Raw genomic sequence first — 12,380 nt, forward strand, 5'->3', positions numbered from 1 at the left:
TCTACAACTGATCCACCGCTTTCGCGAGCAAGCCCGCTCCCACATTGGGTCTCCTATGGTCTCAAGAGACGGGCATTTAGCCTTTTTTCTTGTAGGCCACGCAATCGATCTCAACCTTGCAATCGACCATCATGTTCGCCTGCACACACGCCCGCGCCGGAGCATGTTCCGGGTTGAAGTATTCGCCGAAGACTTTGTTGAAGCTCCAGAAATCCCGCGGGTCTTCCAGCCATACACCGACGCGCACCACGTCTTCAAGGGCGTAGCCGGCTTCTTCGAGAATCGCCACCACGTTGCGCATGGTCTGGTGGGTCTGCTCGACGATCCCGCCCGTGATGATTTCACCGTCCACCGCCGGCACCTGGCCCGACACGTACAACCAGCCATCCGCTTCCACCGCGCGGGCGAAAGGACGAGGCTGGCCGCCGCCTGCAGTGGCGCCGGTGCCGTAACGAGTAATGCTCATAATGGATCTCCTGAAGTGATGATTTAAAAACGAATGTTCTTGAGAAATTCCGCGAGTCGCGGCGATTGCGGGCGTTCGAAAAGGTCTTTCGGCGGCCCTTGTTCTTCAATGCGGCCCTGGTTCATGAAGACGATCTTGTCCGAGACTTCATAGGCAAAGCGCATTTCGTGGGTGACCAGCAACATGGTCATGCCCTCTTCCGCCAAACCCTTGATTACGCTGAGCACTTCGCCCACCAGTTCCGGGTCCAGGGCCGAGGTGACTTCGTCGAACAGCATCAGGCTCGGGTTCATCGCAATCGCCCGGGCAATCGCCACGCGCTGTTGCTGGCCGCCCGACAATTGGCCCGGGAAGTGATTGCGGCGCTCCAGCAGGCCGACACGATCCAACCATTTTTCCGCCAGTGCAACCGCCTCGTCCTTGCCCATCTTCTTGACCTTGAGCAGGCCCAGAGTGACGTTCTGCAAGGCGGTCAGGTGCGGGAACAGGTTGAACTGCTGGAAGGCCATGCCGGTCATTGCGCGGTGCTGGGAGATCACCCGCTCCGGGTGGCGCACGCGCTTGCCGCCGACCTCGCTGTAGCCGATGGATTCGCCGTCGAGGGTGATCTGGCCGCCCTGGAATTCTTCCAGCAGGTTGACGCAACGCAGCAGCGTGGTCTTGCCCGAACCGCTGGAGCCGATCAATGTCACGACGTTGCCGCGCTGCATGCTCAGGTCGACGCCCTTGAGCACTTCCACCGGGCCGTACTGTTTACGCAGGCCGCGAATGTTCAGCAGTGGCTGGCTTTCTTTTGAGAGTTGGTTCATGGCAACGCCACCCGCTTTTCAATGTAACGCCCCAACAATTCGATGGCGTAGTTGATGACAAAAAACATAAAGCCTGCAAACAGGTAGAACTCCAGGGTCATGAACGTCCGGGCGATGACCTGTTGGGTGCTGAGGAGCAGCTCGGCCACACCGATCACCGACAGCAAGGTGGAAGCCTTGACGATTTCGGTGGACGAGTTGACCCAGGTCGGCAGGATCTGCCGCAGGGCCTGGGGCAACAGCACGTAGCCAAGAGACTGGTAGAAGGTCAGGCCGATGGCCTTGCCCGCTTCCAGTTGCCCCTTGGGAATGGCCTGCAATGCACCGCGCACGATTTCCGAAACGTGAGAGCCGCAGAACAGCGTCAGGCCCACGGCACCGGCCTGGAACGCAGTGATCTGCCAGCCAAGCGCCGGCAACATATAGAAGCACGCCAATACCAGCACAAACACCGGCGTACCGCGGATCAGGTCGACGTACAGGCGAAACGGTGCGCGCATCCAGAATTTGCCGTAGGTCAGTACCAAGCCGGCGACGATGCCGATCAGGGTGCCGAAGATAATGGCCAGGGCCGAGCAGTAGACGCTGGTCTGGAACCCCGCCCAGAGGGTTTCCCGGGCGATCCACAACTCATGCAGCCAGCTGGGGGATTCGTACATGGGCGCTCCTTAGCGGCGAATTGCCAAACGCTGTTCCAGGTAACGGAGCAGCATGGCAATGAGGTAACAGGCAGCCACGTAGAGCGCGGTCGTGACCATCCAGGTTTCAATCACCCGGTAGCTTTCGACGTTGATCTTGCGGGCGTAATAGGTCAGCTCCGGCACCGCGATCGCGGCGGCCAGGGAGGTGTCCTTGAACAGCGAAATGAAATTGTTCGACAGCGCCGGCAGCACGTTGCGCAGCATCACCGGCACGGTGATGTACGCGCGGATACGCCACTCGCCCAGGCCAATGGCCAGGCCCGCTTCACGCAACCCCTTGGGAATGTTCAACAGGCCTGCGCGAAAGACCTCGGTGAGGTAGGCACCGGCGTACAACGACAGGGTGATGATGAACGAAGGGATCTTGTCCAGCCGGATACCCAGGCTGGGCAAGGCGAAGTAGATCAACAGGATCAGCACCAGGATCGGGGTGTTGCGGATCACCGTCACATACACCGAGGCCACGATGCGCAGCGCACGGTGTTTGGACAGCATCGCAAACGCCATCAACAGGCCGATCACGCAACCGATGGCGATGGACAGCAGTGCCAGTTCAAGGCCGAGGCCGAGCCCCGCCAGCAAGCTGGGGAAATCGCGCCACACAGCGGCAAAGTTCAACTGATAGTTCATGGTCGGCAGTACCTGATTGGGGCGCCGTCAGCGACGCCCCAGGGTTTACGAATTACTTGAACTCAACCGGGAAACCGATCGCAGGCTCCGGCAGGTCCACACCGAACCATTGCTTGAACGAGGCCTTGTACATTGGGAATTCCACACCGGTCATGGCTTCATGCAGGGCGGTGTTGACGAAGTTCAGCCAGTCCTGGTCGCCACGCTTGACCGCGCACGCATAGGTTTGCGGGCTCCAGGCGTAGCTCGGGCTGCGGTAGCGGCCCGGGTTTTGCACCATCAGGTACTTGACCGAGGACTGGTCGGTGGCAGCGGTGTCGGCACGCCCGGAGTTCACGGCCTGGTACATCAGGTCGACGCTGTCGTACTGGTCGACCTTGGCTTTGGGCAATGCCTGGTGCACCAGCTCTTCGGCGTAGACGTTTTGCAGCACGGCCACGGTGACGCTGTCGCCGGCGGCCTGCAGGTCTTCGATTTCCTTGTACTTGCTGTTGGCCGGCAGCAGCAGGCCCACACCTTCGCGGTAGTACGGCAGGGTGAAGGCCACCTGCTGCGCACGGCTTGCCGTGACGGTGATGAACTGGCAGCTCATGTCGACCTTGTCGGTCAACAGGTTGGGAATGCGGGCATCGGAAGACTGCACCACGTATTCGACTTTGCTCGGGTCATTGAACAGACCCTTGGCCACGATGTGGCCGATGTCGATGTCAAAACCCTGCAACTTGCCATCCGCTCCCTGGAAGTGCCACGGCGCATTGGTACTGCCTGTACCCACGATCAGGTGCCCACGCTTGAGCACTGTATCGAGCTTGCTGTCCGCCGCCTGCACTACGCTGGCGAGGGAAGCCGATGCGGCGAAGAGAAAAACACACGCTTTGAACACGGAAGGTCGGTGATGCATGACAAGCACTCCAGGGATTGTGTATTCCGCTATACCGGAACTTAGTATGTAACAACGGAATAGACAGCAGAAAGTGTGCCACACGCGGTGACAGAAAAATATTGCGGGATTAATTTCTTTTTAAATCAAATGGATAGATTTTTATCAGCGATAAGGCACTGGGCCAGCCGCTGCAATCAGATTGCTACCGTTGGCTACACACCGGGGTGACAGGCCACATTTGGGTGCGGGGGCGGGTCGTTACCATGCACGAAAGCGGTGCAGTGGCCGGATGGAAGAATTCCGTGGCTGGGCTAGTCTTGGCAGATGATCGAGCCCCCCAAGGAACGCGTTCAGATGAAGATCAGTCTTGTCCTTATGTTGTTGTCGCTGGCATTTGCCACCCAGGTGTTCGCCAAGGATGACCGGCGCGAATGCAAGGCCGAGCTGGTCAGGCTGAAGGCGGCGTTCAGTACGAACTACACCACGCAGAATCATCATGGGTATCGTCGGGCCAAGGATGCCAAGGATCAGGGTGACTATAAGCAGTGCGTGGGGTTGGCGAAGAAGGCTCGGGAGCGGGCGGAGCGCTGAAGGCTTTGGGGCTGCTGCGCAGCCCAGCGGGAGCAAGCTCCCTCGCCACAATGGGCTACTTGGAGGTGGGTACCTGTTAGTTTTGACAGTAGACGGTTTTGATCGCCGGGATTAGCGTGGGCCAGGCCTTTCGCTCAAGGAGATCATCATGGGAATTGCAACGGCGGTGATTGCCGATGCCGAGCAGTATCAGCAGTTGCTCAAGACGCATAGAACGGTGTTCATGCTGTTTGTTTCGCAGCACTGCCCGGCCTGCGGGGAAGCCGGGCCACTGTTTGAACGGATTGCCGGGAAATACGCCAGCTCCGTGAAAAGCCTGGTACTCGACACTGCCCGAACCCCGAGGCATCCCGAGGTTACCGGCACGCCTACCCTGCTGGTTTTCCAGAATGGCGAGATGATCAATAAGCTGGAGGGGTTCGACGAAAAAACGCTGAGGGAGACGTTCGCCAGGACCAGAATCAGTCCTCCAACATCAACCGCGCCGTACCCGAAACCCGAATCGAGGCACCCTTTTCATCGGTGATCTGCGCCTGCAGGCGCGAACGGCTGCCCATGTCCTCGCCTTGAATGATGTCGATGCGCCCGTTGTGCGGCCAGCCCAGGTCCCGCAGGTAGCCGGCAAAGGCAGCGGTCGCGGCACCGGTGGCCGGGTCTTCGTACACGCCGCCCACCGCAAACGGGTTGCGGGTGTGAAACAGTGTCGGGCTTTCGGCAAACACCAGCACCACGGTACCCAGCCCGGCGTCGGTCATGTAGCGGCGACCGGCCTCCAGTTCATAGTGCATCTGGCTGAGTTTGGCGCGGCTGTCGAGCGCCAGCACCAGGTGGGAGATGCCGGCATGGATGATCGCTGGCGGAATGCTTGGGTCCAGGTCATTGCGGGTGTAACCGAACAGGGTCAGGCCCGCGTCCACCAGGGCATCGTTGGCCGGTGCGCTGCGGGTTGGCGGGGATTGCAGCGCGGCCTCGATCAGGTCGCCTTCGCTGCGGCCGCTGACGGAAATATCGCCGTTGTTCAACGCCAGGTGGAATTCGCCATCGCCCAGCGCCAGGCTCAAGGCCGCACCGAGGGCGATGGTGGCGTGCCCGCAAAACGCGACTTCGGACTCCGGCGCGAAGTACCGCACGCGCCAGCCGTCATCCTGCGGGCAGGCGAATACGGTTTCCGAAAACCCGACTTCGTGGGCGATACGCTGCATTTCTGCAGCTTCCGGCAGGCTGTCACCGATCCAAACACCTGCAGGGTTACCGCCCTGGTTGCCGTCACAGAATGCAGAAATCTTAAGCACGTCCAAAGTCATTCGGGTAACCCTTCCTTAACGGTTCAGTGAGCGGCGATGCTATCCAAAGGCCAGCCCAGCGTCGAATGAAATTCACCCGTTAAAGAGGGGCCAGCAACACCTGCGTGACCCGCCGCTCCTCCACCGCCGCCACGGTCAGGCGCCAGCCTTCATGTTCCAGGCTGTCACCGACCACCGGCAGTCGATCCAGCAGGCTCATCACCAGCCCGGCCAGGGTCTGGTAATCCTCCGTCGCCACGGCCTTGAAGCCGGTGCGCTGGCGGATCAGGTTGAGGTTCAAGGCGCCATTGACGCGAAAACCACCCTCCTCCTCGACGATATCCGGGCCTTCGACCTCACTCGCATCCGGCAACTCACCGGCGATGGACTCGAGGATGTCGGTCATGCTCAACACCCCGATAAAGTCGCCAAATTCGTTGATCACGAAGGCAATGTGAGTCGACTCCTGACGCATCTGCTCCAAGGCATTGAGAATCGAAAAACTCTCCAGCAAGTTGACCGCCCGGCGCGCCAGGTGCTCCAGGTTCGGCTCGTTACCGACCAGGTATTCCTTGAGCAACTCCTTCTTGTGCACAAAGCCCAATGGCTCGTCGACATTACCGTTGCGGATCAAGGGCAGGCGCGAGTAAGACGAATGCATCAGTTTCAGGCGGATAGTGTCGGGATCGTCCGACAGATCTATAGAGTCCACCTTCGCCCGAGGCGTCATCAGCGTACGGATCGGGCGTTCAGCCAGTTGCAGCACGCCACTGATCATCACCCGCTCGCGCCGATCGAACAGCGGCCCGCCGTTGGCATCAGCGTTATCCAGCAGGTCGGCGACCTCTTCACCTATCTCCTCCACTGCCAGATTACGCCCGCCGAGCAAACGCATTACCGCATGGGCCGTGCGCTCACGTCTCGGCAGCGTGCCCTGGGCCGACTTCTTGCGGCGCGACCGGGCGATCTGGTTGAACAGCTCGATCAGGATCGAGAAGCCGATGGCCGCGTACAGATAGCCTTTGGGAATGTGGAAGCCCAGGCCTTCGGCCGTCAGGGCAAAACCGATCATCATCAGGAAGCCCAGGCACAGCATGATCACCGTCGGGTGGGCGTTGACGAAACGGGTCAGCGGCTTGCTGGCAACGATCATCAGGCCGATGGAAATGATCACCGCGATCATCATCACCGCCAGCTCATCCACCATGCCCACGGCGGTAATCACCGCATCGAGGGAGAACACCGCATCCAGCACCACAATCTGCGCAACGATCGGCCAGAACATCGCATAGGCCACGTTGCCAGTGCGCTGAGCCACATGCCCCTCAAGGCGCTCATGCAATTCCATGGTGGCCTTGAACAACAGGAACACACCACCAAACAGCATGATCAAGTCACGGCCCGAGAAACTCTTGTCGAACACCTCGAACAGCGGTTGGGTCAGGGTCACCAACCAGGAAATACTTGCCAACAGGCCCAGACGCATCAGCAACGCCAGGGACAAACCGATCAGACGCGCACGGTCACGCTGCTCCGGCGGCAGCTTGTCCGCCAGGATCGCGATAAACACCAGGTTGTCGATGCCCAGCACCAGCTCCAGCACAATCAAAGTCAACAGGCCGAGCCAGGCCGTTGGATCCGCTAACCATTCCATTTTTCAGTATCTCTTCAAGTTTTTCAGAATGCCGGGCACGGCAACGCACGGTCGAGGGACCGGGTAAGGGTAGGCAATCGGAAGACGGGATGCCTGGCCTGGAGGCAGGCGATCAGCGGGAACGGCGGCAGTGAATGTCTTGGGGAAAGACGACTGGGAGGCTCCGAGAGGGTGTTCATGCAGGTCCTGTTGTGGGAAAAGGACTTGAATCGTACAGGCGAAACGGGAATTTCCTACAATCTAAAATTATTACAAGATCTGTAGGATCAAGCATTCTGATATTAGGGAGAATGTCGTGAGCCAACAATTTTTCACTATGGTTGGGACAGCCCATAACAAATTTTGAGCATTTGATCGTTCCCACGCTCTGCGTGGGAATGCATACCGTGACGCTCCGCGTCACCCTCTCGCCGGACTTCAGCCAGGCTCGTAGCATCAAGCTTTATCGTCGGGCAGATCAACACGATCTTGCTGCTCTTCACTGATCAGGTATTCAAGAAACGCGGTATACGTCGGCCATGAATCCGGCGCAGTCAACAAGGCCTCCCTACCCAGGCGGCACACATCCACGTCATCACACCAAATCACCCGACCGCCTCCGCCCGAGCAATCCATCACGATCAAACTGGCCGGCGGCTGGGCTAATACCAAAAACTGCCGCGCAAGCCCGGCACGCTCTCGAAGACGTCTGGTTTCGTCCAGGACATTCGGCGCAGGCGCCCACCCTATTGCGTGCAAGGGCAAAACGTAGATTCCAGAGCCATCGAAGAACTCGGCAGCCTCACGAAAATCATCCGCAAGCTCCAGGCCAAGGTGGCTCTGCACCTCATCAAGAAACCCAGGCTCAACGGCGCGCGCGCCATTCAAAAGCAAACATTGCTGCCGGATCATTGCCAACGTGGACATCAACACCCGCCCTCGCGTCTAGAGATTTGCCCGCGTGCCAAGAAAGCGCAGATAGCGCCCATCCTCGTTGTCAAAGATCTCGGCCCCTGCGCCCATGTATGCCCGCATCAATTCATCGGCGGCCTGATCATCGTGGCCCTGATCCAGCAAAACCTGCCCCAGGCGCAGATGTAAAAACGGATTTCCGAGACCGCCCGGACAGGTCATCGCATAGTCCAAGGCATCCCGGGCTGAGCCTTTGAATCCGGATAAAAAGCATGCATCAGCGATGGCAGCCAATACCCAGGTGGAGGCTTCCCAATCATTTTTCGGCTCGGGGATCAAGATCCAGGCCTTGTTGTATTGCTCGATGGCCTCTTCATAACGGCCGTCATCGGCCAATTGATCACCTGCACTGCATAACGACTGGATCTCTTCGTGCAGCGACGCTGCAAGCTCAGTGGTCATGAGGACTCCTCCAGAGATCCATCTGCATCCCATAACGACCACAGCCCAACTTCCTGGCCACGCTCATAAACGCCCTGCGCCGCGACCTGTCCATTGTCGTGGTAGTCCCGCCAGTCGCCGTGTTCGGCGCCATCCACGTAATTCCCCTCGGAAGCCAGGTTGCCGTTTGGGTGGTAGGCGCGAAAAAGCCCATGTCGAATCCATTGCGTGCCGTCCTCGGACAGGTAACGCGAATACCTGAATCGAACCTCACCGGTCTCGTAGGGAATTTCCGCTATGTGTAACGCGTTTGGTTTTTCGTCCATGGCAAACCTGCTGCGGTGTGTTGATGTGCTTTCAGACTCTGTTGAGAAAACTGACTTTAGCCGGCGTTGTACCTTTATGCCCGTTATTCAGAACGGCCCTTTCGTCATCACCCGCTCATCAATAAAGCTACGCAACATCGCAATCCGCTGCGTATAGGCTTTGCTCAGGCAACTGACTTGGGCGCCGCACGTATGCCGTTGCTTGAGCCACACAGCCTGATCATCCATCAACGAACCGCGCCCTCCCATGGCCATGAAGTGCCGGTTGAGGTCATAGAGCAGCGCCATGGTCACGTCCTGATCATTCAGGGAGCGCGTGGCACAGATGGTTTTCTCGTCAGGCGCCTTCGCCCGGTCACAGTCAAAACTGGCCGCCAGGCTCACAGGGCTGAGCCACAACACAGAAAACCCGGCGAGCACTGCGAATACCGCCGGTTTAATCAAACGAACTGCCATGAAAATTACCCCCTACAGAGGGCTACGCGCCACACCCTGCCCAAACCGATAAATCGCCAGGCAATACCCAATCAACGCCACCGCTGCCAGCAACCCGCCCGCCGCGCCGATCCAAGCAAAACCAAAGTGGCTGCCCACCCAACTGCCCATCAACGCCCCACCGCCAATACCGATGTTGTAGATCCCGGAAAACATCGCCATCGCCACATCCGTGGCATCCGGCGCCAGCACCAGCACCTTCGATTGCAACGCCAGGCCAAAACCCATGATGGCCATGCCCCAGAACACACTCAGGGTCACCAGGTACGACACCTCGCCACTCAACGGCAGCAACAACGCCAGGCACAGCGCCAGGATGGTCACCGCGCTGATCAGGAATCGATGGGGGCTAAAGCGATGCACCAGGCTGAACAACAACGAACCAATAATTCCCGCGCCGCCAAACACCAGCAGGATCAGGGTCACCGTATTGCCACTCATACCGGCAACACCTTCAACAAACGGCTCAACATAACTGTAGGCAGTGAACTGCGCCGTCACCACCATCGCCGTCAGCACATACAACGCCACCAGCGCCGGGCGCTTGAACAACAGCGGCAAGCTGCGCAGCGAACCGGAGTTCTGGCTCGGCAGCAGCGGCAAGGTGCGCGCCAGCCAGAACACCAGCCCGGCGGCAAACGCGCCGATCACCAGGAAGGTGGTGCGCCAGCCCATGGCTTCGCCCAGCAAGCGGCCCAGTGGAATACCCAGAACCATCGCCAGGGAAGTACCGGTAGCCAGCAACCCAAGGGCCTGCACCTGCTTGCCCTCCGGCGCCAAACGCACCGCGAGGGAGGCAGTAATCGACCAGAACAACGCATGGGACAGGGCAATGCCGACCCGGCTGAGCATCAGGATGCCAAAGCTGGTGGCCACGCTGGACAGGATATGGCTGGCGATAAACATGCCGAACAGCACGATCAGCAGCTTGCGCCGCTCGACGTTACGGGTCAGCAGCATCACCGGCAGCGAGGTCAGGGACACGATCCAGGCATAGATGGTCAGCATCAGGCCGACGCTGGCGATGGGCATGTCGAAGCTCGCGCCGATGGCACTCAGCAGGCCGACCGGTACAAATTCGGTGGTATTGAAAACGAAAGCGGCCAACGCGAGAGCGAAGACCGGTTGCCAGTTGGCTTGAGGTGTTGCGGCGGAAATGCTCATTGACAGGTCGTCGTACTCGTTTGCGCGCAGATCAAGCCGGCCCGATGCCGGGCCTTGAGCCGCGCGCAAAAAATAGTAACACGACGATTCAGGGATCGACTTGCCCCATCAGCTCGGGAATCGACTCAGGACGCTTGGCATAGCGCTGGGCCAGCGCCGCGCACACCATCAACTGGATCTGGTGAAACAGCATCAGCGGCAAGATCAGCACCCCCATGCTCGCCCCGGCAAACAACACCTGGGCCATCGGCACACCGGTGGCCAGGCTTTTCTTCGAGCCGCAGAACAGAATGGTGATCCGGTCTTCCTGGCTGAAGCCAAAAGCCTTGCCCAGCACCGTGGACGCCACCAGTACCAGCGCCAGCAACACACAGCACGCCACCACCAGGCCACCCAGTTCCCACAACGGAATCTGGTGCCAGATGCCCTCGTTGACCGCTTCGCTGAAGGCGCCGTAGACCACCAGCAAAATCGAGCCCTGGTCGACGAACTTCAGCCAGGATTTGTTACGCCCTACCCACTCGCCGATCCAGCGACGGGCGATTTGCCCGGCGATGAACGGTAGCAACAATTGAACACTGATTTTCAGGATCGCATCGACGGTGGAGCCGCCATCGCCATGCACATTCAGCAGCAACGTCACCAGCAATGGCGTCAGGAAGATCCCGAACAGGCTCGACGCCGCCGCGCTGCAAATCGCCGCCGGGATATTGCCCCGGGCCAGGGAGGTAAAGGCAATCGCCGACTGCACGGTGGCGGGCAACGCACACAAATAGAGCATGCCCATGTACAGGTCTTTACCGATCAGCGGCGACAACACCGGCTTGAGCGCCAGGCCCAGCAACGGAAACAGCACGAAGGTCAGGCTGAACACCAGCAGGTGCAGGCGCCAATGACCCGCACCGGCAACAATGGCCTGGCGCGACAGTTTCGCGCCGTGCAGGAAAAACAGCAGCGCGATGGCCAGGTTGGTCACCCAGCCAAAGGCCACGGCGGTCTGGCCGCTGGCGGGCAGCAGGGACGCGAGGATCACCGTGGCCACCAGGGTCAGCGTGAAGTTGTCAGGTAAAAAGCGTGGGCGGGTCATAGGCCAATCTTCCAGGGGTTGCCAAGAGCATCGTCGCGACTCTAACGTAACGGCTTATTACCGACTAACGCCAATGAGCCAGTAAATGCCGCCAAAAGGACATGACAAAACTGTGCGCCGCAGCGTGCCCGGGCTTTCCAGCCTGCCGAGGCCGGTGTATGGCCGCACCGAATCCCTGCCCAACCGCGCGCTGACCCGCCGCCATAGTCACCCGTGGGTGCAGTTGTCCTACGCGATATCCGGGGTGCTGGAGATCCAGACCAGCGTAGGACGCTTCGTCGCGCCACCCCAGCGGGCCGTGTGGATACCGGCCGGCATGCCACACCGGGTGTTCAGTTCGCCCCATACCGAGATGCGCAGCCTGTACCTCGATTGCAGCGTCACCGCCTGGGCGGCCGACCGCTGCCAGGTGCTGGCGGTGAGCAGCCTGTTGCGCGAGTTGATTCGCAGCTTCAGCGAATTGCCGGTGGAATACGCCGAGGATGGCCCGGATGGACGGCTGGCCCAAGTGGTGCTGGACCAACTGGCCGCCGCGCCCCAGGTCGACCTGATGTTGCCGCTGCCCGCCGACAGCCGCTTGCGGCAGATTTACCGCAGCCTGAACCTGCACCCGGAGCAGCAAACCACCCTGGGGCAGTGGAGCCAGAAGCTGGCGGTCAGCGAGAAAACCCTCAGCCGGCTGTTCCTGAGCGACACCGGCCTGACCTTCCGCGCGTGGCGCCAGCGCCTGCGATTGTTGAGCGCCCTGCCCGCCCTGGAACAAGGCGAACGCGTGACCGACGTAGCATTGGCCTGCGGCTACGAATCCACCTCGGCCTTCATCAACGCCTTCCGCCAGCAGTTCGACGCCACACCCGGTGAGTTCTTCCGCTGACCATCAGACAACAAAGACCTCAAAAAGAGAACAGGGCCCCCGTGGGAGCGGGCTTGCTCGCGAATGCGGTGGTTCAGCCAGCACA

16 protein-coding genes are annotated in these 12,380 nt (G+C 59.8%); 3 read left to right on the forward strand and 13 right to left on the reverse strand.

Going from position 1 to position 12,380, the window contains the following annotated elements; genetic code table 11:
- Positions 1 to 76 precede the first annotated feature (76 nt).
- From ACW9I6_RS24720 to ACW9I6_RS24740, 5 genes are read right to left on the reverse strand one after another with little or no spacing between them, the layout of a single operon-like run.
- Complete coding sequence (locus ACW9I6_RS24720) at positions 77 to 466, reverse strand: RidA family protein (RefSeq protein WP_003208000.1); 390 nt, start codon at positions 464 to 466, stop codon at positions 77 to 79.
- A 23-nt stretch (positions 467 to 489) separates the two neighbouring features.
- Positions 490 to 1,275: an amino acid ABC transporter ATP-binding protein gene (locus tag ACW9I6_RS24725; RefSeq protein ID WP_457339947.1), complete on the reverse strand. Its 786-nt coding sequence runs from the start codon at positions 1,273 to 1,275 to the stop codon at positions 490 to 492.
- The gene (locus ACW9I6_RS24730; RefSeq protein WP_003207996.1) at positions 1,272 to 1,934 is read right to left on the reverse strand and encodes an amino acid ABC transporter permease; all 663 of its coding nucleotides are present in this window, start codon (positions 1,932 to 1,934) and stop codon (positions 1,272 to 1,274) included. Before ACW9I6_RS24730 ends, ACW9I6_RS24725 begins: the two co-directional genes overlap by 4 nt.
- 9 nt (positions 1,935 to 1,943) lie before the next feature.
- Positions 1,944 to 2,606, reverse strand: coding sequence for an amino acid ABC transporter permease (locus tag ACW9I6_RS24735; protein WP_003207993.1), 663 nt, complete (start codon positions 2,604 to 2,606; stop codon positions 1,944 to 1,946).
- 52 nt (positions 2,607 to 2,658) lie between these two features.
- Entirely contained in the window at positions 2,659 to 3,507 is an 849-nt protein-coding gene (locus ACW9I6_RS24740) for a transporter substrate-binding domain-containing protein (RefSeq protein ID WP_003207992.1), read from the reverse strand.
- Between the two features lie 336 nt (positions 3,508 to 3,843).
- Here ACW9I6_RS24740 and ACW9I6_RS24745 point away from each other — a divergent pair, with 336 nt between their 5' ends.
- Positions 3,844 to 4,080, forward strand: a complete 237-nt coding sequence (locus ACW9I6_RS24745) for a hypothetical protein (RefSeq protein ID WP_003207990.1) — start codon at positions 3,844 to 3,846, stop codon at positions 4,078 to 4,080.
- A gap of 148 nt (positions 4,081 to 4,228) precedes the next feature.
- Complete coding sequence (locus tag ACW9I6_RS24750; RefSeq protein WP_457339948.1) at positions 4,229 to 4,606, forward strand: thioredoxin family protein; 378 nt, start codon at positions 4,229 to 4,231, stop codon at positions 4,604 to 4,606.
- On the opposite strand, the gene ACW9I6_RS24755 is transcribed toward ACW9I6_RS24750, so the two are convergent.
- The 8 genes from ACW9I6_RS24755 to ACW9I6_RS24790 form a co-directional block, all read right to left on the reverse strand.
- Positions 4,542 to 5,384: a PhzF family phenazine biosynthesis protein gene (locus ACW9I6_RS24755; protein ID WP_003207988.1), complete on the reverse strand. Its 843-nt coding sequence runs from the start codon at positions 5,382 to 5,384 to the stop codon at positions 4,542 to 4,544. The two genes, ACW9I6_RS24750 and ACW9I6_RS24755, sit on opposite strands and share 65 nt — an antisense overlap.
- A 79-nt stretch (positions 5,385 to 5,463) precedes the next feature.
- On the reverse strand, positions 5,464 to 7,017 hold the full coding sequence (locus ACW9I6_RS24760) for a TerC family protein (protein ID WP_457339949.1): 1,554 nt from the start codon (positions 7,015 to 7,017) through the stop codon (positions 5,464 to 5,466).
- A 435-nt stretch (positions 7,018 to 7,452) separates the two neighbouring features.
- The gene (locus ACW9I6_RS24765) at positions 7,453 to 7,923 is read right to left on the reverse strand and encodes an SMI1/KNR4 family protein (protein ID WP_102605894.1); all 471 of its coding nucleotides are present in this window, start codon (positions 7,921 to 7,923) and stop codon (positions 7,453 to 7,455) included.
- 18 nt (positions 7,924 to 7,941) lie between these two features.
- Positions 7,942 to 8,370, reverse strand: coding sequence for a hypothetical protein (locus ACW9I6_RS24770; RefSeq protein WP_087694196.1), 429 nt, complete (start codon positions 8,368 to 8,370; stop codon positions 7,942 to 7,944).
- Positions 8,367 to 8,570 carry a toxin-antitoxin system YwqK family antitoxin gene (locus ACW9I6_RS24775; protein ID WP_371858896.1) on the reverse strand — a complete coding sequence of 68 codons (204 nt, stop codon included), beginning with the start codon at positions 8,568 to 8,570 and terminating at the stop codon, positions 8,367 to 8,369. Before ACW9I6_RS24775 ends, ACW9I6_RS24770 begins: the two co-directional genes overlap by 4 nt.
- Before the next feature lie 192 nt (positions 8,571 to 8,762).
- Positions 8,763 to 9,131 (reverse strand): lysozyme inhibitor LprI family protein, encoded by a 369-nt coding sequence (locus tag ACW9I6_RS24780; protein ID WP_102605896.1) that lies wholly within the window; start codon positions 9,129 to 9,131, stop codon positions 8,763 to 8,765.
- Between the two features lie 12 nt (positions 9,132 to 9,143).
- Positions 9,144 to 10,334, reverse strand: coding sequence for a sugar transporter (locus ACW9I6_RS24785; protein WP_008436945.1), 1,191 nt, complete (start codon positions 10,332 to 10,334; stop codon positions 9,144 to 9,146).
- An 88-nt stretch (positions 10,335 to 10,422) separates the two neighbouring features.
- Complete coding sequence (locus tag ACW9I6_RS24790) at positions 10,423 to 11,421, reverse strand: bile acid:sodium symporter family protein (RefSeq protein ID WP_087694198.1); 999 nt, start codon at positions 11,419 to 11,421, stop codon at positions 10,423 to 10,425.
- Between the two features lie 85 nt (positions 11,422 to 11,506).
- Here ACW9I6_RS24790 and ACW9I6_RS24795 point away from each other — a divergent pair, with 85 nt between their 5' ends.
- Positions 11,507 to 12,295 (forward strand): AraC family transcriptional regulator, encoded by a 789-nt coding sequence (locus ACW9I6_RS24795; RefSeq protein WP_003207977.1) that lies wholly within the window; start codon positions 11,507 to 11,509, stop codon positions 12,293 to 12,295.
- The last annotated feature ends 85 nt before the right edge of the window (positions 12,296 to 12,380 follow it).

This window comes from Pseudomonas sp. SDO5522_S412, from assembly GCF_054071215.1.